This is a genomic window from Solwaraspora sp. WMMA2059, from assembly GCF_027497315.1.
Lineage (GTDB): Bacteria > Actinomycetota > Actinomycetes > Mycobacteriales > Micromonosporaceae > Micromonospora_E.
Genome location: NZ_CP114908.1, coordinates 2,212,753 through 2,238,650 on the forward strand (window position 1 = coordinate 2,212,753; position 25,898 = coordinate 2,238,650).

General features: G+C 71.4%; 20 protein-coding genes and 1 pseudogene. 14 read left to right on the forward strand and 7 right to left on the reverse strand.

Going from position 1 to position 25,898, the window contains the following annotated elements:
- Positions 1-83: 83 nt before the first annotated feature.
- The 7 genes from O7553_RS10190 (at position 84) to O7553_RS10220 (ending at position 9,248) form a co-directional block, all read left to right on the forward strand.
- Positions 84-881 carry a carbohydrate ABC transporter permease gene (locus tag O7553_RS10190; protein WP_281555560.1) on the forward strand — a complete coding sequence of 266 codons (798 nt, stop codon included), beginning with the start codon at positions 84-86 and terminating at the stop codon, positions 879-881.
- Between the two features lie 53 nt (positions 882-934).
- On the forward strand, positions 935-2,269 hold the full coding sequence (locus O7553_RS10195; protein WP_281554560.1) for an extracellular solute-binding protein: 1,335 nt from the start codon (positions 935-937) through the stop codon (positions 2,267-2,269).
- Positions 2,270-2,273: 4 nt separating this feature from the next.
- Positions 2,274-4,367, forward strand: a complete 2,094-nt coding sequence (locus O7553_RS10200; RefSeq protein WP_281554561.1) for an alpha-galactosidase — start codon at positions 2,274-2,276, stop codon at positions 4,365-4,367.
- Between the two features lie 138 nt (positions 4,368-4,505).
- A complete protein-coding gene (locus tag O7553_RS10205; protein WP_281554562.1) occupies positions 4,506-6,791 on the forward strand; it encodes an FAD-dependent monooxygenase in 2,286 nt (761 codons plus the stop codon).
- A 47-nt stretch (positions 6,792-6,838) separates the two neighbouring features.
- Positions 6,839-7,198: an antibiotic biosynthesis monooxygenase family protein gene (locus O7553_RS10210; protein ID WP_281554563.1), complete on the forward strand. Its 360-nt coding sequence runs from the start codon at positions 6,839-6,841 to the stop codon at positions 7,196-7,198.
- On the forward strand, positions 7,195-8,463 hold the full coding sequence (locus O7553_RS10215) for a cytochrome P450 (protein WP_281554564.1): 1,269 nt from the start codon (positions 7,195-7,197) through the stop codon (positions 8,461-8,463). Before O7553_RS10210 ends, O7553_RS10215 begins: the two co-directional genes overlap by 4 nt.
- 98 nt (positions 8,464-8,561) lie before the next feature.
- Positions 8,562-9,248, forward strand: coding sequence for a TcmI family type II polyketide cyclase (locus O7553_RS10220; RefSeq protein ID WP_281554565.1), 687 nt, complete (start codon positions 8,562-8,564; stop codon positions 9,246-9,248).
- 36 nt (positions 9,249-9,284) lie between these two features.
- On the opposite strand, the gene O7553_RS10225 is transcribed toward O7553_RS10220, so the two are convergent.
- Positions 9,285-11,873, reverse strand: coding sequence for a DUF6493 family protein (locus O7553_RS10225; protein WP_281554566.1), 2,589 nt, complete (start codon positions 11,871-11,873; stop codon positions 9,285-9,287).
- On the reverse strand, positions 11,870-13,204 hold the full coding sequence (locus tag O7553_RS10230) for an SWIM zinc finger family protein (RefSeq protein WP_281554567.1): 1,335 nt from the start codon (positions 13,202-13,204) through the stop codon (positions 11,870-11,872). The genes O7553_RS10225 and O7553_RS10230 overlap by 4 nt, the downstream gene beginning before the upstream one ends.
- 186 nt (positions 13,205-13,390) lie before the next feature.
- Between O7553_RS10230 and dapF the strand changes: the two genes are divergently transcribed.
- The 4 genes and pseudogenes from dapF to O7553_RS30160 all read left to right on the forward strand — a co-directional run bounded on the left by dapF (position 13,391) and on the right by O7553_RS30160 (position 16,580).
- Positions 13,391-14,386 carry a diaminopimelate epimerase gene (gene dapF / locus O7553_RS10235; RefSeq protein ID WP_281554568.1) on the forward strand — a complete coding sequence of 332 codons (996 nt, stop codon included), beginning with the start codon at positions 13,391-13,393 and terminating at the stop codon, positions 14,384-14,386.
- Positions 14,387-14,719: 333 nt separating this feature from the next.
- The gene (locus O7553_RS30150; protein WP_348650084.1) at positions 14,720-15,472 is read left to right on the forward strand and encodes a S8 family serine peptidase; all 753 of its coding nucleotides are present in this window, start codon (positions 14,720-14,722) and stop codon (positions 15,470-15,472) included.
- Positions 15,469-15,806 (forward strand): annotated as a pseudogene (locus O7553_RS30155) (S8 family serine peptidase); the annotation flags it as partial. The gene O7553_RS30150 and the pseudogene O7553_RS30155, both read left to right, overlap by 4 nt.
- Before the next feature lie 582 nt (positions 15,807-16,388).
- Complete coding sequence (locus O7553_RS30160) at positions 16,389-16,580, forward strand: proprotein convertase P-domain-containing protein (RefSeq protein ID WP_348651201.1); 192 nt, start codon at positions 16,389-16,391, stop codon at positions 16,578-16,580.
- A 68-nt stretch (positions 16,581-16,648) separates the two neighbouring features.
- On the opposite strand, the gene O7553_RS10245 is transcribed toward O7553_RS30160, so the two are convergent.
- The 3 genes from O7553_RS10245 to O7553_RS10255 all read right to left on the reverse strand — a co-directional run bounded on the left by O7553_RS10245 (position 16,649) and on the right by O7553_RS10255 (position 20,215).
- Positions 16,649-17,494 (reverse strand): LppX_LprAFG lipoprotein, encoded by an 846-nt coding sequence (locus O7553_RS10245; protein ID WP_281554569.1) that lies wholly within the window; start codon positions 17,492-17,494, stop codon positions 16,649-16,651.
- A 454-nt stretch (positions 17,495-17,948) separates the two neighbouring features.
- Positions 17,949-19,697 (reverse strand): hypothetical protein, encoded by a 1,749-nt coding sequence (locus tag O7553_RS10250; RefSeq protein ID WP_281554570.1) that lies wholly within the window; start codon positions 19,695-19,697, stop codon positions 17,949-17,951.
- A gap of 278 nt (positions 19,698-19,975) precedes the next feature.
- Positions 19,976-20,215, reverse strand: a complete 240-nt coding sequence (locus O7553_RS10255; protein WP_281554571.1) for a cellulose binding domain-containing protein — start codon at positions 20,213-20,215, stop codon at positions 19,976-19,978.
- A 106-nt stretch (positions 20,216-20,321) separates the two neighbouring features.
- Here O7553_RS10255 and O7553_RS10260 point away from each other — a divergent pair, with 106 nt between their 5' ends.
- The 3 genes from O7553_RS10260 (at position 20,322) to O7553_RS10270 (ending at position 23,551) form a co-directional block, all read left to right on the forward strand.
- A complete protein-coding gene (locus O7553_RS10260; protein ID WP_281554572.1) occupies positions 20,322-20,687 on the forward strand; it encodes a cellulose binding domain-containing protein in 366 nt (121 codons plus the stop codon).
- 255 nt (positions 20,688-20,942) lie between these two features.
- Positions 20,943-22,217, forward strand: a complete 1,275-nt coding sequence (locus O7553_RS10265) for a hypothetical protein (RefSeq protein WP_281554573.1) — start codon at positions 20,943-20,945, stop codon at positions 22,215-22,217.
- A complete protein-coding gene (locus tag O7553_RS10270) occupies positions 22,148-23,551 on the forward strand; it encodes a GNAT family N-acetyltransferase (RefSeq protein ID WP_281554574.1) in 1,404 nt (467 codons plus the stop codon). Before O7553_RS10265 ends, O7553_RS10270 begins: the two co-directional genes overlap by 70 nt.
- A 41-nt stretch (positions 23,552-23,592) precedes the next feature.
- Here O7553_RS10270 and O7553_RS10275 read toward each other — a convergent pair whose 3' ends face one another.
- Both O7553_RS10275 and O7553_RS10280 read right to left on the reverse strand, forming a co-directional pair.
- Entirely contained in the window at positions 23,593-24,876 is a 1,284-nt protein-coding gene (locus O7553_RS10275; protein ID WP_281554575.1) for a low temperature requirement protein A, read from the reverse strand.
- A gap of 110 nt (positions 24,877-24,986) precedes the next feature.
- A complete protein-coding gene (locus O7553_RS10280; protein ID WP_281554576.1) occupies positions 24,987-25,865 on the reverse strand; it encodes a LysR family transcriptional regulator in 879 nt (292 codons plus the stop codon).
- Positions 25,866-25,898: the final 33 nt, after the last annotated feature.

Below are 25,898 nucleotides of genomic sequence, written 5' to 3' on the forward strand. Positions count from 1 at the left end.
TGGCCAGGACCACCGCCGGCCGCACCCCCGGCGGTACGCCGTCGCGGGAGTCGCTGCTGTCGCGGTCCGCCGCGACCCTGGTGATGCTGGTCTGCACCGCGTACTTCCTGGTGCCGATCTGGTGGCTGGTGGTCGCCTCGGCGAAACCCGAGGGGCGGTTCACCCAGGGTGCGCCCCTGTGGTTCGACGACTTCTCGCTGGTCGACAACGTCGCCGAGGTGCTGACCTACCGCGACGGGGTGTTTCCCCGCTGGATCCTCAACAGCCTCGCCTACACCGGCGGCGCCGCCCTGATCGGTACCCTGCTCGCCGCGATGTGCGGGTACGCCCTGGCCAAGTACCGGTTCCCTGGCCGGGAGACGCTGTTCAACGTGGTGCTCGGCGGGGTGCTGGTGCCGGCGACCGCGCTCGCCCTGCCACTGTTTCTGATCTTCAGCCGGTTCGAGGCGACCAACACCTTCTGGTCGGTGTTCCTGCCCAGCCTGGTCAACCCGTTCGGGGTCTACCTGGCCCGGATCTACGCCGCCGCGAGCGTGCCCGACGAGTTGCTGGAAGCGGCCCGCCTCGACGGCGCCGGCGAGGTACGGACCTTTTTCACCGTCGCCACCCGGCTGATGCTGCCCGCCCTGGTCACCATCTTCCTGTTCCACTTCGTCGCGGTCTGGAACAACTTCCTGCTGCCGCTGATCATGCTCGGCGACGAGCGGCTGTTCCCGGTCACCCTCGGCCTCTACACCTGGAACACCCAGGTCAACCAGCTGCCCGAACTGCGGGGCCTGGTGCTCGTCGGCGCGCTGCTGTCGATCGTGCCGCTGGTCGCGGCGTTCTTGCTGCTCCAACGCTTCTGGCGGACCGGCCTCGGGGCCGGCTCGGTCAAGTGAACCCCGCCTTCCGCCGTACCCGTCCACCCACCGATAACGAGAGAAGGATTTCGATGAGACTCCCCGCCTCGACGGTCGGCGTACTGCTCGCCGGCACGCTAGCGCTGACCGCCTGCTCCTCCGGCGATTCCGGTGACTCCGGTTCCGGTTCCGGCGCCGCCACCGACTGCAGCCCGGCCGAGGGCCCGGTCACCCTCGACTTCACCTCCTGGATCCCCGGCATCGAGCAGGTGGTCGAGGTCTGGAACGAGCAGAACCCCGACATCCAGGTGAACGTGCAGACCGGGCCGAACGGCAACGGCGGCACCTACCAGAACTTCTTCAACCAGCTGCGCGCCGGCAACGCACCGGACCTGGGCCAGATCGAGTACGACGCGTTGCCCAGCTTCCGGGTGCAGGACGGCCTGGTCGACCTCGGCGCCTGCGATATCGTGCTCGACGCCCAGGACCAGTTCGTCGACTGGACCTGGGGGCAGGTCAGCTTCGGCGAGGTGGGCTCGGCGTACGCCGTACCGCAGGACGCCGGACCGATGGCCCTGTTCTACCGGGCGGACCTATTCGAGGCCAACGGCATCGAGGTGCCGACCACCTGGGCCGAGTACGCGGCCGCCGCCGAGACGGTCCGCGCCGCCGGCGGCTACATCACCAACTTCTCGTCCAGCGACATCAACCAGTTCGCCGGGCTGGCCTGGCAGGCCGGCGGCCGGTGGTTCGCCAACGACGGCGACCAGTGGACGGTGGACCTGACCGACCCGCAGACCACCCAGGTCGCCGAGTACTGGCAGGACCTGATCGACCGCGACCTCGTCTCGACTGTGCCGCCGTGGACCACCGAGTGGGACAACGCCTACAACAGCGGCTCCGCCTGGACCTGGGTGTCGGCCGTGTGGGGCGCCAACTCGATCAGCTCCGGCGCGCCGGACACCGCCGGCAAGTGGGCGGTCGCGCCGATGCCGCAGTGGAACGCCGGCGACCAGGTCGCCGGCAACTGGGGTGGTTCCTCCACCGCCGTGTTCCGGGGCAGCGAGCACGTCTACGAGGCCGCTCAGTTCGCCCTCTGGCTGAACACCTCCGAGGAGGCGTTGACCCTGCTCAACGCCGAAGCGAACCTCTACCCGGCGACCACTGCCGGCACCCAGCTGCCGGCGCTGCGCGAGGGCGTGGAGTTCTACGGTGGCCAGCCGATCTACGAGGTCTTCGCCGAGGCGTCGGAGCAGGTCGCGGAGGGCTTCGTCTGGGGTCCGACGATGACCCAGACCTACGCCGACGCCTCCGACGGCTTCAAGGCGGCGGTTTCCGGTCAGGGCAGCCTGCTGGACGCGCTGACCGCCGCGCAAACCTCTACCGTGGATACCCTGAAGTCGCAGTCCATCCCGGTAGCGGAGTGACCATTTGATCGCGTACCTGCGGGCCGCGGGCGCCAGCCTCGTGCTGGACGCCCGTGGCCCGTACCCACCGGTCGTCCTGCACTGGGGCGGCGACCTCGGCGACCTCACCGAGGCCGAGTTGACCGACCTGGCCGACGCGGCGGTCCCACCGGTGCCGCCCAGTGCGGTCGACCAGCCGCTGCGACTCACCCTGCTGCCCACCCCGGGCCAGGGCTGGACCGGCCGGCCCGGCATCGCCGGACACTGGGCCGGCCGGCCCGTTGACGACCTGCGGTTGCACACCGTCGGCCGGACCGGTCCCCGTGACCTGGTAATCGAGTGCGGCTGCGCCGCCGGCGGGCTGCGGGTCAGCACCGACGTCTCGCTCAGCGAGCAGGGCGTCCTACGGCTCCGCCACCAGGTGCGCAACATCGCCGAGGTCGACCTGCACCTGGCCGCGGCGGACGTCGTACTGCCGGTGCCGGAGCGGGCCGAGGAGGTGCTCGACTTCACCGGGCTCTGGGCCAACGAGCGGCGTCCGCAGCGCAGCCGACTGCGCGACGGTACGTGGACGCGGTCCACCCGCCACGGCCGGCCCGGCCACGACGACCCGTACCTTATGGTCGCCGGCACCGCCGGGTTCGGGTTCCGGCACGGCCAGGTGTGGGCGGTGCACCTGGCGTGGAGCGGCGACAAGCAGCTGTACGCCGAACGCCAGGCCACCGGGCAGAGCCTGCTCGGCGCCGGTGAACTGCTCGCCCCCGGCGAGCTGATCCTGCCGCCCGACGGCACGTACACCACCCCGTGGACGGTCGCCGCGTTCTCCGCCGACGGCCTCGACGGTCTCTCCGCGCGGCTGCACGGCTGGATCCGGGCCCGCCGCCCGCTGCCCGGGCCCCGGCCGGTGGTGCTCAACACCTGGGAGGCGGTCTACTTCGACCACGATCTCGACCGGCTGACCCGGCTGGTCGACGCCGCCGCGCAGGTCGGCGTCGAACGTTTCGTCCTCGACGACGGCTGGTTCACCGGCCGGGTCGACGACCGGCGGGCGCTCGGCGACTGGTCCGTCGACCCGCGGCGCTGGCCGGCCGGTCTGGGGCCACTGATCGACCGGGTCCGCGCCCGGCGGATGGACTTCGGGCTGTGGGTGGAACCGGAGATGGTCAGCCCCGACTCCGACCTGGCCCGTGCCCACCCCGACTGGCTGCTCGGGCCGACGCACGCGCCGACCTGGCGGCACCAGCGGGTGCTCGACCTGGACAACCCGGACGCCTACCGGTATCTGCGGGAGCGGCTCGGCGCGCTGCTCGAGGCGTACCCGATCGCCTACCTGAAGTGGGACCACAACCGGGACCTGCTCGCCGCGACCGGCGCGCACCGGCAGACCACGGCGCTGTACCGGCTCCTGGCCGACCTGCGGGTGGCCCACCCCGACCTGGAGATCGAAAGCTGCGCCTCCGGCGGAGGCCGCATCGACCTGGGCATCGGTGAACTGGTCGACCGGTTCTGGACCTCCGACACCAACGACCCGCTCGACCGGCAGCGGATCCTGCGTTGGACCAGTGTGCTGATGCCGCTGGAGTACCTCGGCGGGCATTTGGGCGCCGGCACCGCGCACGTCACCGGCCGGGCCACCGACCTGAGTTTCCGACTGGCCACCGCGCTGTTCGGGCACGCCGGCATCGAATGGGACCTGACCACCGCGACCGACGCCGAACGCGCCGACGTCGCCGAGTGGGTCGCCGCGTACCGGCGGCTGCGGCCGTTGCTGCACACCGGGACGCTGGTCCGCACCGACAGCCCGGATCCGGCCCGGCAGCTGTATGGGGTCGTCGCCGCCGACCGGCGTACCGGCGTGTACGCCCTGGTGGCGCTCGACGCGGCGCGGTCCGCGCTACCGGTGCCGCTGCGGCTGCCCGGTCTCGACCCGCAGCGCCGCTACCGGGTGAGCCCACTGCGGATCGGCCCGGTGCCGGCGACGCTGCAGGTGCGGCCGCCGGCCTGGCTTCAGCGGGGCGAGGCGACCCTGCCCGGCCGGGTGCTGGCCGAGGTCGGACTGCCCGCACCGCTGCTGCACCCGCAACAGGCGGCGCTGTTCACCGCCGAGGCGGTCGGCTGAGCGCACGCCTGAAGATCGTTCCTCAGCCGGGTCGCCGGCGCGTCACCGGCCGCCCACCGTGCCCCGTGCCGCGTTGACGGCCGGGTGACGCGGTGTCGGCGAAGGTCAGGTCCACCGCACGCCGTTCAGGGGGACCACATGATCAGGACGATGCTCCGGGTCCGCGCCCGCAGCGGATTCGAGACGGTTGTGGAGTCAGCGTGGCAGGCCGTCGCCGACGACATCGGTGCGGCGCCCGGCAACCGACTGCGACAGCTGCTCGTCGACGCCACCGATTCGCGTACCTTCGTCGTGGTCACCGAGTGGGCCGACGACGACGCGTTGCGCGACCACCTCGACGGGCCCGTCGCCCGGCAGTGGGCCGACGCCGTAGCGGCCGCCTGCGAACCGCCGACCGCCGGCAGCTACCGGGTGATGCGCGGTCGGGCCGGCACCGACACCCGGATCTACGTCGACGTGCCGATCACCGTTCCCACCGACCGGATCGACGAGTTCCACCGTGGGCACGCCGAGGTCGTCAGTCGACTTTCCGGAGTGGACGGATATATGCGTGAGGAGCTGCTACGCGAACCCGGCACCCCGGTGCACCACATCTTCGCCGAGTGGAGCAGCCCGGAGCAGTTCCGCCGGTGGATCTCCGACCCCGACCACGAGCGGGCCGAAGCCGGCCCGATCGCCGAGTTCCTCGTCGGGATCCGCCCCCGGATCTTCCACCCCGCCGACCACCCCGCCGACCAACCGGCCGATCCGCCCGCCGATCCGCCAGCGGCAGCGGCCGACACCACCGACGTACTGATCGTCGGCGCCGGCCCGACCGGGCTCACCGCCGCGATCGAACTCGCCCGCCGCGGCGTCGACTGCCAGGTGATCGACAAACTCACCAGCCCGCCCGACCAGGCGGACAAGGCGATCGGGGTGCACTGCCGCACCATGGAGATCTGGGAGGACCAGGGCGTCGTCCGGGACGCGATGAACGCTGGCATCTGGCTGACCGGCCAAGCGGTCTTCGTCAACGGTCACCAGGTGTACCGGGGCAGCTGGGAGCTGCCGGAGCTGCCGTACGCACACCTGGGTCTGCCCCAGTACGAGACCGAACGGATCCTCACCGACCGGCTCGCCACACTCGGCGTACGGCCCCGGCGCGGCGCCGAACTGGTCGACTTCACCAGCGACGACGACGGAGTCACCGCCAACCTCGCCCACGCCGACGGCGGCACCGAGACGGTCCGCGCCAAGTTCCTCGTCGGCGCCGACGGCGCGCACAGCCGGGTACGCCAACTGCTCGGCCTCACCTTCACCGGCGGGCTGGGCCGCTTCCCGCAACTGTTCATGCTCGGCGACGTCGACGTCGACTGGGACATGCCCGCCGGCCACCTGCTGCGGTTCATCCACGAAACCGACGGCCAGCTGGACAACATGCTGGTCTGCGTACCGCTGCGGGGTGAATCCCGCTACCGGATCGCGACCATGGCGCCGCCGCGCTACTTCGCCGCCACCCGTGGCGAGAACGCCCCGCCCGGGTTCAGCGCCGAACTCGGCGAACCGACCCTCGCCGACGTGCAGGCAGTGCTGGACCAGCTCGCCCCGGCCGCAACGACCGCGGCCAACCTGCGTTGGTCGTCGATCTTCCGGATCAGTCACGGCATCGTCGACCGCTACCGCGACGGACGGGTCTTCGTCGCAGGCGACGCCGCACACCTGCATCCGCCAGCCGGCGGTCAGGGCATGAACACCGGCATCCAGGACGCCTGGAATCTGGCCTGGAAGCTGGCATTGGCGGTCCGTGGTGTCGCCGCGCCCGGCCTGCTGGACAGCTACCAGATCGAGCGCCGGCCACAGGGGGAAGAGGTCGTCGGGCGGGCGGTGCGGCTGGCCTTCACTGACGAGTTGGAACGCGAGGACCTCGAAAGGCAGTTCCTGCAGGAGATGTCGATGCTGGTCAGCTACGCCGACAGTCCACTCGTCGGCGAGTCGCTGGCCACCGTGGACGCGCTGCGGGCCGGCCCGGCCCCGGGGGAGCGCGCTCCCGACGTGTCCGGCCTACGTCGACGCGGAGTCGGACATTCGATGCGGCTGCACGAGCTGACCCGGGGGACCCGGCACACTCTGCTGCTCTACGCCGACCGGACGGCGGACGAGGCCACTCTGGCCGCCATCGACAAGCTCAGCGCCGACCTGCCGGATCGGACGTACGGCGAAGTCGAGGTCTACCTGCTGCTCAGCCCGGACACGCCAGCCCTGCCAGCGGACCATCCGCCGGTGCTCCACGACGCCGCCGGTGAGTTCCGGGCCGGGTACGGCACCGCCGGTGCCGCCGCTTACCTGATCCGGCCGGACGGGTACGTCGGCTTCCGCAGCCACCCGATCGACGTCGATGCACTACGCCACCACCTGTACCTGGTGTTCAACGGCGGTGTCCGGTGACCGCCGCTCCCCAGAACCAGACAGACCAAGTGAACCGGACAAACCAGATGAGCCGGACAGGCCAGATGAACCGGGCGGACCTGGTGCCGGGTCCCGTCCGCGCCGTGCTGTCGATGCGGACCCGCCCCGGGTGCGAGCGGCGGTTCGAGACCGAGTGGCAGGCCATCGCCGATCAGATCCGCACCCTCGACGGCTGCCTGCGCCAGGACCTGGTCCGCGACGCCGACGATCCCCGCAGCTACCTGATCATCACCGACTGGGCGGACCGGGAACGCCTCGACGCGTTCGGCCGCAGCGCGCAGCGCGACCGGCTGCTGCGGGTGATCCGGGAGCTGCGCGAATCCGCGCAGCGGCACACCTACCAGGTGCTGCACAGCGTGCCGAGCGAACGAGAGGAGCACCGATGACCGCCGATCCGCGACCGGCCGAGCCGGTCGGATCCGCTGAGCAGGCCGTCCCGGCGGCGGAGTTCTACACCGACGGGTACGCCGCCGACCCGTACCCCACCTACGCCCGGATGCGTGCGCAGTGCCCGGTCCGGTTGGTCGCCTCACCCCGGTTCGACTCCTATCTGATCACCCGCTACGACGACGCGCGGGCAGCGTTGACCGATCCGCGGCTGTCCAAGGACCTGTACGGCCCGGAAGGCCACTACCTGCGGTTCTTCGGGCCGAACTCGGAGGGCCTGAACAAGAACATGCTCAACTCGGATCCGCCGGAACACAGCCGGCTGCGCCGGCTGGTGTCGCAGGCGTTCGCGCCCCGGCGTATCGAGGCCCTGCGGCCCCGGATCGGCCAGGTCGTCGACGACCTGCTCGACAAGTTCGCACCGAGGGGCGAGGCGGACCTGATGCACGAGTTCGCCGTACCGCTGCCGATGGTGGTGATCTGCGAGCTGCTCGGCGTGCCGACACCCGACCACGAACAGGTGCTCGGCTGGACCCAGGTGATCCGGACCTCCGGGTCGGCCAGCCGGCCGCCCGACCAGGAGCGGGCAGCGGTGCAGCAGGTGCAGGCGCAGCTGCACGACTACCTGACCGGACTGGTCCGGGCCAAACGCGCGACGCCGGCCGACGACATGCTCACCGCCCTGATCGATGCCTGTGACCACGATGGGGCGCTCACCGAACGGGAGCTGGTCTCCACCGCGTTCCTGCTGCTGTTCGCCGGTCACCAGACCACCGCCGACTTCATCGGCAACGCCATGCTGGCCCTGTTGACCAACCCCGGACAGTACGAGCTGCTGCTGGCCCGGCCCGAGCTGCTGCCAGCGGCCGTCGAGGAGCTGCTGCGCTTCGACGGCCCGCTGCCGATCGCCAGCCCCCGGGTGGCTACCGAGGACGTCGAGTACGACGGTGTCCGCATCCCGCGCGGGGCGGCGGTCGGGGTGGTGCTCAACTCGGCCAACCGCGACCCGGACCACTTCACCGACCCCGACCGCCTCGACGTGACCAGCGAACGTGGACCCCACCTGGGCTTCGGCCACGGGGTGCACTACTGCCTGGGTGTTTCGCTGGCCCGTATCGAGGCCCGGACCGGCATCGGCGGGCTGTTGCGCCGGCTGCCGGACCTGCGGCTGGCCGTACCCGCCGCCGAACTGCGCCGACTCCCGGCGGCCTCGCCGTTTCGCGGGCTGCTCGAGCTGCCGGTCCGGTTCACCGCCACCGGCTGACGTACCACCGGTCACCGGGCGAACCGACCCGGCCGATCCACCACCGACCACCGGGCGAACCGACCCGGCCGATCCCCACCGTTCTGCGAGGAGTTGTCATGGTCTTCCGCAACGTGATCGTCTGCCGCATGGTGCCGGGCAGCGAGGACAAGATCGCCAAGACTTTCGGCCACTACGACAGGGCCACCCGGCCGCAGGACTTCGGCGTCATCGGGCGCATCCTGCTGTCCCACCACGACCTCTACATTCACATCGTCGAACGCAACGAGGACCCGGCGATCTCCGGGCAGACCCGGGGCCTGCCCGCGTTCAAGGAGATCGCCGAGGCGATCGGCCCGTACGTCACCCCGTACCCGCGCAACTGGCAGAACCCGTCGCACTCGGTGGCCAAGGAGTTCTACCGCTGGACCGCGGAAGGGACCGGCCCGGCGGAAGGGACCGGCCCGGACCCGGCCGGCCGGCATCTGACCGTGATCGTCGGGCGGATCAAGCCCGGCGCGGAGGACAACGTCGCCCGGATCTTCACCGAATCCGACGCCGGCACGCTGCCGGTCGAGATGAGCGTGACCGCGCGCTGGCTCTACTCGATCGACGACGTCTACGTGCACCTGCTGGAACGCTCGGTCCCGCACACCGCCGACGACGCGCGGATCCACGACAAGCCGAAGTTCGGCAAGATCATGGAGGAGCTGAGCCCGTACATCAGCCCGTACAACCAGGACGCCTGGCGTGGCCCGGTGGACGCGGTCGCCAAGGAGTACTACCGCTGGCGGGCCGAGGACTGACTCCGACGGCGCCGCCTCCCGGTCAGCACCGGCCGGCTATCGGGAGGCGGCGACCAGTCGCCGGGCCTCGGTGACCAGCCGGCTGGACCCGCCCCGGGCGGCGACGTCGGCGAGCCCGGGCACGTCGAGGCGCACGCCGGTCGCCGCCGCTGTCTGCGCAGCCAGCGCCAGCAGGTCCGGCAGCCCGCGCGGCGCAGGCTGGACGGTCAGCAGCGCCGGCAGCGCGGCGGCGAGAATCCGCCAGGTGGTCAGCGGCGCACCGGCCGCCGCCGCGTCCCGCAACGGCTGGACGACCCGGGACAGCGTGATCATCTTGTCGGCGGTGAGCGAGCCGAGGTGACCACCGACGGCCAGGGCGTCGAGCCCGCCGGCGGCCGCGAGCAGCAGCAGCGCGTCGACGGCCGCCACCCGGTCGGCCTCGTGCCGGGCGGCCAGCCCGTACGCCACCGCCAGGTCGAGCGCCGGCGTGGTCTCGCCGGTGCACTCGGCGAGCATCGGCAGCAGCGCGGCGCCGCCCGGCTCGTCGAGGTCCGCGCTGCCGGCGACCAACGGCAGGACGTACGCGGCGACCAGCCCTCGGTAGCCGGGCAGCTGCGCCGGCCAGTGCCGCTCGTCGGCGATCGACGCGATGTCAACCGCTCGGGCCGGGACGCTGAGCAGACCGTGCTGGTCGGTCACCCCGGGCGGTACCGAGGCTTCGACGACCCGACGCTGCGTCGGCAACCGGTCGTGCCAGTAGTCGTAGCTGCCCTGCCGGCGCCGACGGACGGCCGTCACCACCCGGTAGTGCGGCCGGGGCAGCCCGCCGCAGCGCAGCCAGTCGGCCAGGGCCTGCCCGGCCGGGGTGCCCAACGCCGTCGCCTTCGCCGCCAGCGGCTCGTCGACGACGGACGGCAACCGCAGCAGCGCCTGGGTGAGGTCCGCCGGCCACGGCTGGCGCTCACCGAGGCGGGCCAGCCGGTCGTACAGCTCCTCCGCCGCCACCGCCCCGGTGGCCAGCGACGGTGCGGCGACGAGGCCCACGGCCCCGAGACTGGCGAGCTCGGCCGTCTCGGGACCGGTGAACTCCGCCGCCCCGGGACCGGCGACGGCCCGGCCGATCTCCGCGACCCGGGTGCGCAGCAGTCGGCGCAGCACCGCCTGCTGCGGGTCGGCGGGCCGCTGACCGGAGGTCTGCCGCTGGCCCCAGGTGGACAGCAGCACCTGCCAGCTCCGTGGCGGGGTCCGATCCTCGCTGCCGGCGAGGATCCGCAGCACGCCGCCGAGGCCACCGAGCCGCTCCTCGGGCCGCGAGGACCAGGCCAGCACACCGGCCCGGTCGAGCACCGGGGTCAGCGCCGCCACCGTGGCGGTCCGATCGGCGGCGGTCGACCGGATCAGGCCGTCGAGGATCCGTTCCAGGCCCAGTGCGTCGGTCGAGGACCCGCCGAACAGCGCGGCGATCTCCTCGGCCAACTCGTCCGGGTGGGTGATCGGCGGCGGCGCCGGGGCCGGCGGTGGCACCGGGGGCAGGACGTCGCCGACGTGGCGCACCTCGGCGGGCGCCGCCATCCGGTGGCCGTGTTTCGCGGCCAGCGCGGCCGCCCGGTCGGCGACGTCGACCGCCGGGTGCTCGGCGGCGACGGCCAGCACCGCAGCGATCCGCGCCGCTTGGGCGCGGTCCCGGCGGGCCAGCTGATCGAGCCAGCTCAGCTGGGCCCGTACCAGGGTTTTCTCCGGTCGGCCCAGGACGGCCGGCGCCGTGTCGAGCAGCGTGTCGAGGTCGATGTCCGGCAGCTTGCGCAGCGTCCGTTGGGCCAGTGCGGCCGCCGTCGACGGGCCGTCGGCGAGCAGCCGCAGGTACGTGGGGAGTCGGTCGCGTACCTCGTCGCCGGTCGGCGCCAGTGCGTCGTGCAGGCCGAGGAAGACGCGCAGCGCGGCCGGGCGCTCACCGCGCAGCATGCGGCTGAGCGTGCCGTCCAGCAGCATCGTGCGGTCCAGCCGCCGTTCGGCGGCCAGCTGCGCCAACGCCAGTGGCATCCCCGACCGGCCGTCCGGCTGCTGGTCGGTCCAGGCCCACTGGCCGCCGACCCCGTCGACGTCGAACATTCGGGGGGCCAGCGCGTCCAGGAACGGGTGCCGGCGCATCCGGTCGACCAGCGCGACGCTCCACTCGTGGTCGCGGGGTCGGCTGGCCGTCACCGCCCAGCCGAGGACGAACAGGTCGTCGGTCGGCGGCGCGGCCTGTTCGGCGGTCAGCAGCTCGGCGATGAACCACCAGTTTTCACCGGGTGACTCACGGTCGATCCGCCCGACGAGGCGGTACGCCAGGTCGGCCAGCCAGGTGACACCCCGGCGTCTGGCCACGTCGATCACCGGTGCCGCGGGTGTCGCCAGCAGCGAGAGGTTGCGGCGCCCCAGCACCTCGGCTGCCTGGGCAGCCGTCGGCAGGCAGCCGACCGCCGCGACGGCCAACGCAGTGGCCCGCCAGCGGGACCACCACTCGTCGCGGTGCCGGCGCACGTACGCCGTCAGCTCGATGCCGAGCTGGCGGCGCTGTTCCTCGTCGAGCCCGGAGACGGTGTCCACGGCGGCGGTGATGTCGCCGTTGACGAGACGGTGGACCGTGTCGCTCGCCTCGGTCACGCCGTCACCCCCACCGGGGCGGTGACCATCGCGGCGGCGAGGGCGTGCCGGCACGGCCCCCGCCCGCCCCGGTGCCGCGCCCACCAGGTGCAGGTGCAGGTGCGGGTGCCGTCGGGCAGCTGCCGCACCCGGTAGACCTGGTCACCGGCGCGTACCGTCGCCCCGTCCGGGTCCGGGGTCACCGCACCGGCCTCGACCAGCGCCCGGGCCGCGGTCAGCCGGGGATTGTCCCGCTCGGCGCGGCCCGGATCGTAGGGCAGCACCCGGTGGAAGTAGCCGGCCCGCGCGACGTCGTAGCCGACCCGACCGGCGGTGCCGAGCAGCGTCAGCGCCGCGCGCACCCGGGCGGCGGCCAGGCCGGACGCCTCGGCCAGCGCGTCGACGTCGACGCTCGGATCCCAGTCGAGCAGTCCGCCGATCAGCTCGGCGTCGTCGGCGACCTCGTCGCCGGCCAGGGCGGGCAGGACGCCGCCCTCGCCGGAGAAGCCCCGGGCCGGCTCCGGTGACAGGGCCAGCGACAGGCTCATCCCGGCCAGGTCCAGCTCCCACACGCTGGCCACCGGTGCCGCGCCGGCGGCCACCGGCGGCCCGTACACCCGCAGCGCCGACGCGTGCCGCAGCAGGCCCCGCAGCGCGGCGAGCCGACCCGCGCCGGACAGGCACACCGCGCCCGGCGCGGCGCGCGACGTCAGGCGCAGCGCCCGGCCGGCCGGCACCGCCCACAGCACCGACCGGTCGCCGGCACCGGGCAGCCGGCGCAGCAACGTCGCCGCCTCGGCGGCCGGGATCTGCGCCCGCAGGTCCATTCCCGCCGCGGTCACCTGCACCTCGGCGAAGCCGCGCAGCCAGCGGCGGGGCAGCGGCACCTTCCGTTCGACGACCGAGGAGTCCATCGTCGACACCGTCAGGTCGTCCGGGCCGACCGCCAGATGCAACGGGTCCAGGCCGCCGACCCGGGCCAGCGCGTCGCGCAGCGGCGGGTTGACGTCCACGTTGGTGGTGCCGTGCGCGACGATGTCGCCGTCCAGCCCGTCCGGGGTGACGTCGAGTCGGGCGTACACGCCGCAGCAGCCGGAGAAGGACTCGAACCGCAACCGGTCCCGGCCGCCGGTGACCACCGGGTCGAGGCTGGCCGGGACGACGGGTCGGTGGTAGCGGGTGCGGGCGACCTCGGCGACGGCCAGCAGCCCGGCGGCGGCCGCCACCGGGCGGGTGAGGAACCCGGTGAAGAACCGGGGGTTGGCGGCCGGGCCGCCGCTGGTCTGCAGGGTCAGCGCCCGGCCGGCCAGGGCGGACGGGTTCAGGTACCGGTAGGTCGCGACGGTGTTCACGGTGGCGCACGCTACCCGCCCCGACCGACATCGCCGGTGTCGCCGTAGGTAGCGCCGGCCGCCCGGCCGTCGGGACGCGGTGCGGACACTCGGCGGCGGCCGGTGGCGCAGCCGTACCGCAGCCGTACACTGGTCGCCGGTGTCGGCCGGTCGCGGCGGCGAGTGACAGCGGGGGAGTGCGTACTGATGAGGTCAGGCCTGCCGATCCTGAAGGCGCACGGCTCGCAGAACGACATCCTGGTCGTCGAGGGCCGGCCGGGTGACTACGCCGCCGAGGCGGACGTGCCGCACCTGGTCCGCCAGCTGTGTGACCGGTCCGGGCCGCTCGGCGGCGGTGACGGCGTGTACTTCGTCGATCTCGGCCCGGCGGTGCCGCAGGCGGCGTTCTTCAACCCGGACGGCTCGTTCGCGAAGCTGTGCGGCAACGGGATGCGCTGCGTCGGGCGGCTGGTGCTGGACACCCGCGACGCCGAGCGGGCGGTGGTCCGGGCCGGGGACAGCGACTTCGTGGTGCTGCGGGCCGAGTCGACGCCGGAAGGGGTCCGGCAGACCGCGGTCGAGATGCCGAAGGTGGACTTCGATCCCGTCGAGCCGGTGGTCGCCGTGGCGCAGCCGCACGTCGACACCCCGCTGCCGGTGCTGCACCCGACGTACGGGTTGACCGCGCTCGCCGTACCGAACGACCACCTGGTCGCGGTGGTGGAGAAGTTCGACGAGGCCGAGCTGGTCGCCACCGGGGAGCGGATCACCGCCGCCACGGACGTGGTGCCGCGTGGGGCGAACCTGTCGTTCGTGTTCCCGCTCGACGACGGCGAGATCTACGTGCAGACGTACGAGCGGGGCGCCGGACTGACCCCGTCGTGCGGTTCGGGTGTAGTCGCGTCCCGGGCGGTCTGGTCGCGGCTCGGCCTGGCCGGGTCGGGCGAGCGGATCACCGTCCGTAATCCCGGTGGGGTGGCGACGGCCTGGCTGACCGGCGACCCGGCGGCCTGGCAGGCCACCCTGCAGGGCAACGCGTCGTACGTCTACCGGGCCGATGTCGACCTGGCGGCGGTGATCGCCGGCAGCCTGGCCTCGGTACGGCGGGACACGTTCGTCGACGAAGTCGAGGCGTTCGCCCAGTTGCGGGAGAACAACCACGCCGTGCTGCACGCCGCCGGCGTACACCCTTCGGTCGGCTGATTTCTGACCCGACGCGGCCCGGATCCGGCCCGTATCCCGCCCGGATCCGGCCCGAAGTCGGGCACTTCCGATTTTCTGACCGGCCACCGACCGGGTGGCGACTGATTCCAGTCTGGTCAGCGTCAACTTCATGACGATGGACATCAATGTGATGTTGAGTGGATCCGGAGTTCGAGCGGTATTGGCAGAAGGTGCCAGCGTCCGGCAACACGAGACAGAATCACATATCTCTACATCAATCTGTTCTAGGCCTAACATCTGTGTCAGTCAGGTACCCGGTCACCGGTCGGCCTGTCACAAACCGGCCTGCCGTGCATCGAAAGGAGGCGGGAGATGACACTCTCCCGGCCATCCCGGCGCCGCTGGCGCCTCGGGCTCACCACTGTCGCGGTAGTGACCGCCGCGCTGGCGTTCGCCGCACCGGCCAACGCCGAACCAGCGGAAGGCCAGATCCTCTACGCGGGCGGTGAGGACACCGTCGCCGGCTCGTACATCGTCGTCTTCGACGAGGACAAGGTGGACAGAGGGACGGTCGGGCGCACCGCCCGTACCCTCGCCGCGAAGCACGACGGCGCGGTGGCGCGCACCTACTCGACCGCGCTGCGTGGCTTCGAGGCCCGGCTGACCGAGAAGGCCGCCAAGCGCCTCGCCGCCCACCCCGCGGTCGACTACGTCCAGCAGAACCGCACGGTCACCCTCGCCGCGACCCAGACCCCCACCCCGTCCTGGGGCCTGGACCGCATCGATCAGACCGCGCTGCCGCTCGACAACAGCTACACCTACCCGAACTCCGGATCCGGCGTCACCGCGTACATCATCGACACCGGCATCCGGTTCGCCCACAACGACTTCGGCGGGCGGGCCGTGACCGGCTTCGACGCGGTCGACGGCGGCAGCGCCGACGACGGCAACGGGCACGGCACCCACGTCGCCGGCACCGTCGGCGGCACCGCGTACGGAGTGGCCAAGGGCGTCACCCTGGTCGGCGTCCGGGTACTCAACAACAGCGGCAGCGGCACCTACGCGGGGGTCATCGCCGGGTCACCGCCGACCACGCCGCCGGCGAACCGGCGGTCGCCACCATGAGTCTCGGCGGCGGTTTCGACCAAGGGATCAACGACGCGGTGACCCGCTCCATCGCCGACGGGGTGGTCTATTCGCTCGCCGCCGGCAACAGCAACGCCAACGCGTGCAACTACTCGCCGGCCGCCACCCCCGACGCCATCACCGTCGGTGCCACCACCAGCACCGACGCCCGGGCCAGCTACTCCAACTGGGGTACCTGCCTGGACATCTTCGCCCCGGGCAGCAGCACCACCTCCGCCTGGCACACAGCAACACCGCCACCAACACGATCAGCGGCACCTCGATGGCCGCCCCGCACGTCGCCGGGGCGGCAGTGCTGGCGTTGGCGGCCAACCCCGGCTACACCCCGCTGCAGATCCGCGACCTGCTGGTCGACGACGCCACCAGCAACGCGGTCAGCAACCCGGGCACCGGATCACCGAACAAGCTGCTGTACATCGGCGACTTCGAGCCGCTCACCCAGGACTTCACCCTCGCGGTCACCCCGACCAGCGGTGCGGTCGACCCGGGCGACTCGGTGACCGCGACGGTCAGCACCACCACCACGATCGGGGCCCCGCACACCGTCACCCTCGGTGTCACCGGGCTGCCGAGCGGTGCGACGGCCACCTTCAGCCCGTCGTCGGTCACCTCCGGCGGGTCGGCGACGCTGACCATCGCCACCACCACCGGGATCGCCACCGGCGTCTTCCCGCTGACCGTGGTGGGCACCGGGCCGGAGACGGCCCAGTCGGCGCCGTTCACCCTCATCGTCAACGGCCCGCCGGGCTGTTCGCAGACCAACTCGACCGACGTCGCGATCAATGACAACAGTACGGTGGAGAGCTCGATCACCATCACCGGCTGCTCCGGCAACGCCAGCTCGAGCAGCACCATCGAGGTGAACATCTACCACACCTGGATCGGTGACCTGACCGTGTCGCTGATCGCCCCGGACGGCAGCATCAACGTGCTGCACAGCCGGTCCGGCAGCAGCACCGACAACATTGTCGAGACCTACACCCGGGACCTGTCCGTTGAGGTGGCCAACGGCACCTGGAAGCTGCGGGTGCAGGACTCGGCCAGCCTTGACACCGGCTACCTGGACAGCTGGACGCTGAGCCTGTAGCCGAAACAGTGACGGACCGACCGGGACACGTCCCGGTCGGTCCGCCGCTGTCGCTGGTGCGTCGCTGGTCAGCCGTCGAGTTCGTCGGCGAGGTCCTGCAGGTCCTGCATCAGCTCGGCGAAGTCCGCCGTCTCGGCGGCCGGCGGTGCCTCGATGGTGACCGCCTTGCCGTAGTCGGTGTAGTTCATCGTCATGTCGGACATCGTGCCCATGACGAGCTTCACCCGACGTGGCTGGTACTGCTCGTCGACCCACACGTCGACGGCGACCTCGGTGACCTCGGCGGTGGCGAGCTGCTCCTCGATGCCTTCGCGGATCTCGGCCTCGAACTGCTCCAGGTAGCTGTCCACCGGGGTCACCGACGTGTAGTGCACGGTCGGCACGCCGTCGATGGTCTCCTCGCCGACGACGGTGACCTCCGCACCCTCCAGCAGGGTCCGGACGTTCTGCACCGGGTCCAGGCCTTCGAGCTGCTGAGCGAGGTCCTCCGAGGTCGCACCGAGGGCAGCGAAGTCCATCTTGAACCACTTCTTGCCGTCCATCGATGCCTGTTCGGCCTCGGGGATGCTCACGTAGAACGCGCTGCCGATCACCCGTACGGTGATCTCGCCGTCCTCGGGGTCGACCTGGGTCAGCTCGGCGGCCGGTGAGTCGCCGAAGCTGATGACGCCGCTGACGTCGACCGGTTCCCCACCGCTGGTGCCGGTCATCGTCACCGCCGCCGAGTTGGCGCTGGTGGTAGTCTCCACGGTCTTCTGCAGCGAGCCGGTGGCGTCGCTGGCGAGCTGCGCCAGTACGCCGGACGTCTCGGTGCCGCCTTCGTCCGTTGTGGCTGATGAGCCGCCACACGCGGTGACGGCGAGGACCGCTGCCGAGGCACCCGCGAGCAGCGCGGTCCTTATTGCAGTGTGCACGAAGTGAACTCCCAGTCGGTGTGTGCGTGGTTCTGCCGGGCGAAATCCTAGCCGCCGTGCCGTTGGTCCCTGTCTACCGGGCCTGCTGGGTCAGGCCCGGGAGCGCCGGGGTCCGGTGCTGGGATGCGGTGTCGGATTCGGCGTCGTTGGGGCAGCCACCGGTCGCCCTCAGTTCGCGTGCGAGAACCAGTACACCGAGGTTCCAAAGGCAGTGGCGGCGAACGGACGTCGGATGCTGACCATGGAGCCTCCGCCGGTACGGTGACGAGACCGCCAAAGCCTAGGGCGACGCATCGACGCGCTCCACTTCCACCGTCGGTTGTTCCGCGATTCGCATACCTCGACTGCCGTTGTATGTCCGGCATGAGCGAACAGTCAGGTAGCTCCCCGAAGAGTGGGCACGCACCGCCCGATGTAGAGAGCCGTGCGTGCCCACTGGGGAGCGAGTCGGTGGTCAGGAGACAGTCGGTGTCAGCTTGATCAACTCCCAGCCACCCTCCGGCACGTCGTCGGTCGGATCGGTCCGCAGGTTCATCGGATTCGCCATGCCGAGGTACAGCGTCGATCCGTCGGCGACCATCGTGCGGACGCCGTAGTTGAGGTAGTTGCCGCCCAGCCCCTGCGTGTCGACCGCCGTGGCCGGCCGCAGATTGGAGCCGAACATCCACAGGTCACCGCCGTACAGCTGCGGATCGATGGTGATCGGGTCAGGCCCGTCGGTCAACGCGGCGGCCGCCTGCGGATAGCCCATCTCGGCTACGGACTGCGGCAGCAGGTCCTTGGCGAGGTAGCTCCAGTCCATCGTGCCGACGAACAGCCGGCCACCGGACACCGCCATCGTCCAGGTGTAGTTGTTGTAGATGTTGCCGAACCCCATGTGGCCGTACCTGGCCCGGTAGCCGGTGAGCGCCCAGCGCCAGGCACCGGCGCCGTCGTTCGCGCTGGCGTCGTACGCCGGCAGCACCGCCTCGCCGTACAGCAGGTCGACCCGCTGCGTCGCGGTGCCGAACCGCTTGCCCCGGAAGATGCTCACCGCCCGCTGCGACCGCTCCAGCGTCGTGCGGGCCGCCAGCTCGTCGACCGGCGGGTACGCCTCGGCCACCATCGCGGTCGACTTCATCGGCACGTGCATCGTGCCCCAGTAAAGGTACCCACGGTACGAGGCCAGCGCGCCGAGCCCGTACGAGCCGGCGATCACCGGATCCGGCTCGTAGGAGGCGGCACTCCAGACCTGCGTCCACCCAGCGGTGTCGTCCGGGGTCAGACCGGGTTCGGCGGCGGCCAGCGGAGGGCTCATCCACACCCCGGCGACGCCGGGGTCGGCCTCATCGGTGACCCCGATCCGGCCGGTCCGCCGACCGTCGGCGGTACGCGCGCCGGCCGACCCGCTGCCGGCGGCCGACCAGGTGCTGACGAAGACCCGGCCGTCGTGCAGCTCCAGGTCGGCGACCTGCGCCGGCAACTGCCCGACCTCGACGAAGTTGAACGGGTCGGTCCGGTCGCCGGCCCAGCGCAGGATGTGCCCGCCGTCGCGGCCGTTGGGTCCGACACCGACCCCGGCGTACAGCACGTCGTCGGCGACCAGGAAGTGGCGGATGTTGCCGTACTGGGTGAAGTTGGCCGAGCCGAGATAGTCGCCGGTCACCGTGTCGAAGGCGAACATGTTCACCGTGGCTCCGAGCGCCGGCCCGGCCAGCAGCACCACGCCCTGGTGCGTACCGCCGGCCCGCAGACCCAGGGTGCGGCGCAGCCGGGACAGATCGTCGGGCGACGCGGAGGTGATGTCGCTGGTCTTCTCGGTCAACGCGCCGGAGGCCAGGTCGTAGACGTACGCCCGGGGCTGCCGGTGGTCACCGACGCTAACCGGCATGATCGGGTTGTCCTTCGCCACCTGGCTCTCGGCGAACTCGCACACGTAGTCGTCGGTCATCCGGGGATTCGGCAGGGAGAGCGTCGCCCCGGTGACGATGCAGTTGACGTTCGACCCGGTGCCGAACCACAGCCGGTTGTCGGCCTGGGCGAGCGACCACACGTACGCCTGGTTGACCTTGGCCTGGCCGGACTCGCACGCCGGGCCGGCCGGGTAGGGCAGGCCGATACCGGCGAAGCATTCGTCCGGGGTGGCCTTGGCGAGCAGTTCAGTGCCGAATGCCGCCTCGCTGGGCGGCAGTAGCGGCTTGCCGGTGGCCGGTGACGGGGCCATGGCCAGTGCGGCGGGCAGAGCTATGAGGACGGCGGCGGACAGCAGGCGCCGTCGTGATGTCTGAGGCCAGCGCATCGATTCCCTTTCGGTCAGTGCGACCCGACCCGGTGCCGAAGGGCGAGGCCCGGGGTGGACGCTGCGCTGACAGTAAGCTAGATCGATTACCGGTCCATGTCCGACCTCCGGAAAGGTCCGTCGTGGCAGCCGCCGAGCTGTACCCCGGCCGGCCAGCGACGGCGTCGCCGGCCGGGGTACAGCTCAGGTTGGTTCCCGAAGGCTCAGCCGCAGGCCGCGCCGTCAAGGGTGAACCCGCTGGGTGAGGAGCTGTTGCCGGTGTGGGTGGCCTGGAAGCCGATGCTGACCGAGCCTCCCGGTGGGATGACCGGGTGTCTGGTGGGGTGTCCGGCGGGGTGTCCGAGCCGCCTCGTGTCGCGCTGTCGGGTCTGGCGGGGCTTTGGGTGCCCTTCGGAATGCGCGGGTGAAACTCGTATATTTCCTATGGTGGCCCGGTCTGTCATGCGATTCGCGCATCGCTTTATGCTGCAAGAAGAGCCATTGAGGCATGGCTATGTGAAGCCGTATGGTCATGTCACCTGGCAGGACTAACGGATGGTGGTGGTCTCAATGCGGAAGCTGCTCGGCTTCGTCGCGGCACTGGCAATCGGTGTTTCCGCGACATTGTTCTTCGCGCCGTCGGCGCAGGCGACGACGGCAACATTTACCCAGACAAGTTCCTGGTCGACCGGTTATGTCGCCGAGGTTGTCGTCACGAACGACTTCACTGTGCCGATCACCGGCTGGGAGTTGGCCTTCACGCTGCCGGCGGGGTCGACCGTCTCCAACGTATGGAATGCGCAGATCGCGACCAGTACGCCGCACTACACCCTGATCAACACAAGCTGGAACGGATCGCTCGCGCCGGGACAGTCCGTCGCCGTCGGGTTCGTGGTGACCGGCACCGGCCTGCCGACGATCCTCTGGCCGCTGTAGATTCCGCACTCCGGCGTCGGAGCGCCCGCGACGCTTCCGGTCGCTACCGGCCCGACCGGTCACCCGGTCGGGCCGGTGTGATCTCGCCCATCTTCCGCCCCCGTGGGCGCCGGAAGATCTGCCCGGGGGATTGCGTACGCCGGTCAAGTGGTTACGGTCGGCTGACCGTACCGGTGGAAAAGCGGCGAGGTGACCTTGTCTGAGGTAGAACGGAATCGGCCAACCGTGGCGCGACGCGCCCGCCGTACCGTGGATGTGGCACGTTTCGCGAGGTGGCTGGCGGGTCCGGCCGGCACCGGGTTCATCGGCGTCTTGTTCACCGTCGGCACCGCCGCGTTCAGCGCAGCCGGCGGGATCGTCCCGGACCTGGCCGCCGAGGGCTGGTCGCAGGGGCGGGACCGAGTCTGGTGGCTGGTCGTCTTCCTCAGCGTGGCGGTGGCTGCGGTCGCCGCCGGTGCGACGCTGTGGTGGTGGCGCAACCGGCTGCGGGAAACCCGGGGCATCGCGTACGTCGTCAACGAGACGGCCGCCGAGTGGACCCCGGAGCAGAAGGAAGGCTTCCTGAGCGACGTACGGGACCAGTTCGCGGTGTTCCGACCGGTGCCGCCGCTGCGCAGCTTCGATCGGACGGCGGTGTGGCCGCACGGTGAGGAGGCGACCCGCTGGGGGCGTGACATGGACGCCGTGGTCCGGCACTTCCAGGTCGCCAACCACGACCCGGACGGCCGGGACGCCGCGTTGGACCGGTCGCTGTTCGTGTGGGCACCATGGCCGGTGGCGGTCGCGTTCGGACAGCGGACGACGGCGCTCAGCCGGGGCCGGGCGGTGCGGGTCCGCCAGCGGGACAGCTTCGGCCGGCAGGGGCCGGTGCGGGCACGACCGCTGCAGGACGACGGACATTCGTTCCAGCAGCAGATCGAGCGTCCCGGCGACGGGCTGTTCGGCGAGTTGAACGTGCGACGTCACCAGGTGCGGCTGCAGATCAGCCGCAACGGTCAGCCGGACCCGGTAGCCGGGCAGGAGCCGGTGCCCGATATCGCGCCGGGGACCGCGTTGGAACCGGTGCCGGAGGTGCTGCTGCTGGTGCTGCGGACCAACCACAACCGGTTCGGGCTGCTGCCGAGCCTGCCGGTGGACGTCACCGAACGGGCCGCCCACGACGACGCGGCGGCGGGCAGCCGCGAACCGGTCGTCTTCGAGCTGCACGACGCGGTCGGGCTGGGACTGCCGGCGACGATGTCGACGGAGCTACGGGAGTGGCGTTACCTGCCGCCGCCCGGCGAGACCCAGCACCGGTGGGCGGACTATCCGGCGATCGTCGCGGCGGCGGCCCAGTGGGTGGCGGATCAGGCCGCCGCCGCTCCGGAGGCGATCGTCCTGCTCGGCGCGCAGCTGCCGCAGGAGATCTCGGTCGGGCTCGGCATCTGGTCGGCCCGGCAGTACCGCTGGCCGCGGCATGTGTGGCCGATCTACTTCCAGCTCGGTGCGCAGTTCACGATCCCGCAGCTCGATCTGGGTCGCCCCACCTGACACCGGGTCCCGGCCACCGCCGCACGCTCGACGACCGGTTCGACGGCGGGTTCCGACCGGACCGGGCCGTCCCCACCACCGACGACGCGCTGCGTCCCCCGTCCGGGCTGTTCCTGCTCGCGACGCTGAAGGACCGCCCCGTCGGCTGCGTCGCCGTCACCAGGGTCGACGACACGTCAGCGGAAATCCGCCGGCTCTGGGTGTCGTCCGAGCTGCGCGGGCTGGGGATCGGACGGCGGCTGCTCGCCGCGGCCGAAGAGGCTGCGGCGTCGCTCGGGGCGGGCGTCGTACGACTGGACACCAACCGGACCCTCACCGAGGCGATCGGCCTGTACCGGGCTGCCGGATACGACGAGGCCGCCCCGTTCAACGACCAGCCGTACGCGCACCACTGGTTCGTCAAGTCGCTGACCGGCGAGCCGCTGCGCGGCGGCGGCGCCGGCGCCCCACCGGGTCGGGTCGGGTTCGTCGGCCTGGGCATCATGGGGCTGCCCATGGCCCGTCGGCTCGCCCGCAGCGGCGTCGGGCTGACCGTGTGGAGCCGTACCCCGAAGTCCGACGACGAACTCAAGGCGGCCGGCGCCCGTACCGCCGCGAACGTCCCGGAGGTGTTCGCGCAGTGCGACACGGTCATCGTGATGCTGCGTAACGCGGACGCCGTCGACCAGGTCCTCCGTGACGTCCCCGGCGGACTCGCCCACCTCGTCGCCGGACGCACGATCGTCAACATGGGAACACTTCCCCCCGAGTACTCCAAGGCGCTGGCCGACGAGGTCGAAAGCGCTGGCGGACACTACGTCGAAGCCCCGGTCTCCGGCTCCCGCCGCCCGGCGGAGGACGGCAAACTGGTCGCGATGGTGGCGGGCCGCCCCGACGTCGTCCGGCGCACCGTCGCGCTGCTCGACCCGCTGTGCGCGCAGATCACCACCTGCGGGCCGGTGCCGTCCGGGATCACGATGAAGCTCGCCGCCAACGTGTTCCTGATCGCCCTCGTGGCCGGCCTCGCCGAGGCGTTCCACTTCGCCGACCGGCACGGTCTCGACCGGGACCTGCTACGCGGCGTCCTCGACGCGGGTCAGATGTCCTCGGCGATCTCCCGGGTCAAGACCGCGAAGCTGGTCGCCGACGACCTCTCCGCGCAGGCGGCCATCGCCGATGTGCAGATGAACGCCGAGCTCATTGTGGACGCGGCCGCCGCAGTGGGGGCAGGCGTCCCGCTCAGCGAGCTGTGCCTGGCGCTCTACGCCGACGCGGTCAGCCGCGGCGATGGGGACCTCGACATGGTCGGCGTCATCCGTACCATCGCCGGCGGACAGCAGGGTCACTGTCGGTGAGAGTATGGCCACGTGTGCGCCGCACTTGCGGGTTACGTCCGTCATCCGTGGCGGCGCCGCCAGTCACTCTCCTCCCGTTCCAGGGCCTGCTGCTCGGCGAGCCGGTGTTCGCGCAGGTGGTGCCGCCAGACCCCGGACCGCCGGCTGTCGGCGGCGACCCCGGTGACGGTGATTACGGTGAGAAGCAGCAGCGCCGCGAACGCCGGGATCCGGTCGACCACCGGCAGCAGCGCGGCGAGCAGCAGGGCGGGTACGGCCAGGCTGGCGGTGACGCTACGGACGGTCCGTAACTGGAAGGCCGACAACGCCACCAGGTAGAGCAGGACCCCGCCGTACAGCGCACGCAGGTGGATCGACTCGAGCGGGGCGTCATCACCGGTCGACGACGCCCCGGCCAGGAAGGCCAACGTCTGCTTCAACCCGAGGGAGAGCAGGATGATGCCGAACAGCATGGGCAGATGCAGCAGGGTGTAGGCGTCGCGGGCGAGCCGGTCGCGGCGTACCCCGTGAGTGTGGTGCAGCACCTGCTCGGCGGCGTACGACCGGGCGTCGAAGTACGCCCACCACATGGCGCAGATCAGGGCGATGCCGAGCAGCGTCGCGGTGATCACCGGGACGGTGCCCGGCGCCCCGATCGAGGCGCCGGAGCCGAGCCCGAGCGACAGCAGAGCCTCACCGAACCCGATGAGGATGAACTGCGCATGCCGCTCAGTCCAGTGCCCGGCGGAGACCACGGCGAACGGTTCGAGGCGGACGGTGGTCAGGTACGCGACGCCGACGCCGAGGGTCCAGAGCAGAAGGAGCGTGACGACGCCCTCGCTGGGCCACCCCAGGAGCGGTACCGCCGCGGCGACGAACAGCAACGCGGTGCTGGTGGCCAGCACCGGTGTGTCCCTCCACCAGGTGCCCAGTAGTTCGGGGTGCGTCCTCGCGGCGACGCGTAGCGCTGCGGCTTCCAGCAACCAGATCAGCAGGTAGCAGGTGGGGAAGATGAACTCGCCGGGAATGACCTGCGGGACGCCGGGCTGTGCCTGCGGCGGTTCGTCGCCGAGGCCGGGTAGCGTCGCCACGGAGATGAAGACGATCGCCATGATGGTGAAGCCGTGGATCGGCATGATTCCCCAGTCGGCCCGGAGATTGTTCCCCAGCAGGGCGAACCGGGACCAGACCAGCCAGAGCACCGACAGGAGCAGAAAGATCGCCACCAGTCCGAACGGCTTCAGATCCTCGACCGAGGCAGTGGTCACGTGGATGAAGGCGAACACGAAGACCAGGTCGTAGAACAACTCGAGGCGAGAGACTTTCATGCCTGGCGCGGCGGGCATGACCGAAAATGTCGGTTTCGTGGCTTCCACGACCGACAGTATGCGACGGAGGCTGGGGCTTCCGAGCCCGGAACGTTTGCTGCGCGAAGTCGAGGGAACCGCCGTCGTCGTCAGGATCGGGGGCGGAGACCGTCCAGGGACATCAGCGCGGTCGCGGCGGTGCTCGGGTGCCGGCCGCTCGCGGTCGCCACCGCGACGTTCCAGCATGGCGGGTCGGTGATCGGCGCGAAGCGCGCGGCGGTCCGCTTGGTGGTGAAAAACTGCGGTACGACGGCGACGCCCAGCCCGTGGCTGACCAGGTCGAGCAGCCAGTGCACGTCGTTGACCTCGAAGGCGACCCGGCGATCGACACCGGCGACGGCCATCGCCTGGTCGACGACGTCCCGGCTTATCCAGCCCGGGGAGAAGTCGACGAAGGTCTCACCGGCAAGCTCGCCCAGGTCGACCTCGGCACGTTCGCGCAGCGGATGGTCCGGCCCGCAGGCCAGCACCATCGGCTCGGTGCGGATCGGGGCCAGTGTCACACCGGTCGGCGAGCTGGCCGGCATCGACACGAAGGCGAGATCGAGGTCGCCGGTGCGGACCCGCTCGACCAGGTCCGCCGAACCGCCCTGCCGGAGCCGGATCTCGACGCCAGGATGGGCGGCGTGGAACCGGGCCAGCACCGCCGGCAGGTCGACCGCGCCCAGACACTGCAGGGTGCCGACCGCCAGCCGGCCGCGCAGCAGCCCTCGAACCGCGGCCACCGCGTCCTTGGCGGCGGCGACGTTGGACAGGGCATGTCGGGCCTCGGAGAGCAGCGCCCGCCCCTCGTTGGTCAGCTCGACGCTTCGGGTGTTGCGGACGAACAGGCTGGCCCCCAGCTCCCGTTCCAGCGAGCGGATGGACGCCGACAGGCCGGACTGCGCGACGTGCATCCGCTCGGCGGCCCGGGTGAAGTGCCGCTCCTCGGCGACCGCCACGAAGTACTCGAGCTGACGCAGCTCCACGATTCATCACCAAAACTGATCGCCGGGATCGGA

Coding starts and splice junctions, on each gene's coding strand:
- O7553_RS10250 (WP_281554570.1), bottom strand. CDS start 19,697: ATGGCCCCGTCACCGGCCACCGGCAAGCCGCTACTGCCGCCCAGCGAG.
- dapF (WP_281554568.1), top strand. CDS start 13,391: ATGAGGTCAGGCCTGCCGATCCTGAAGGCGCACGGCTCGCAGAACGAC.
- O7553_RS10260 (WP_281554572.1), top strand. CDS start 20,322: ATGCGGAAGCTGCTCGGCTTCGTCGCGGCACTGGCAATCGGTGTTTCC.
- O7553_RS10205 (WP_281554562.1), top strand. CDS start 4,506: ATGATCAGGACGATGCTCCGGGTCCGCGCCCGCAGCGGATTCGAGACG.
- O7553_RS10210 (WP_281554563.1), top strand. CDS start 6,839: ATGAGCCGGACAGGCCAGATGAACCGGGCGGACCTGGTGCCGGGTCCC.
- O7553_RS10255 (WP_281554571.1), bottom strand. CDS start 20,215: ATGACAGACCGGGCCACCATAGGAAATATACGAGTTTCACCCGCGCAT.
- O7553_RS10220 (WP_281554565.1), top strand. CDS start 8,562: ATGGTCTTCCGCAACGTGATCGTCTGCCGCATGGTGCCGGGCAGCGAG.
- O7553_RS10190 (WP_281555560.1), top strand. CDS start 84: ATGCTGGTCTGCACCGCGTACTTCCTGGTGCCGATCTGGTGGCTGGTG.
- O7553_RS10275 (WP_281554575.1), bottom strand. CDS start 24,876: ATGCCCGCCGCGCCAGGCATGAAAGTCTCTCGCCTCGAGTTGTTCTAC.
- O7553_RS10215 (WP_281554564.1), top strand. CDS start 7,195: ATGACCGCCGATCCGCGACCGGCCGAGCCGGTCGGATCCGCTGAGCAG.
- O7553_RS10195 (WP_281554560.1), top strand. CDS start 935: ATGAGACTCCCCGCCTCGACGGTCGGCGTACTGCTCGCCGGCACGCTA.
- O7553_RS30150 (WP_348650084.1), top strand. CDS start 14,720: ATGACACTCTCCCGGCCATCCCGGCGCCGCTGGCGCCTCGGGCTCACC.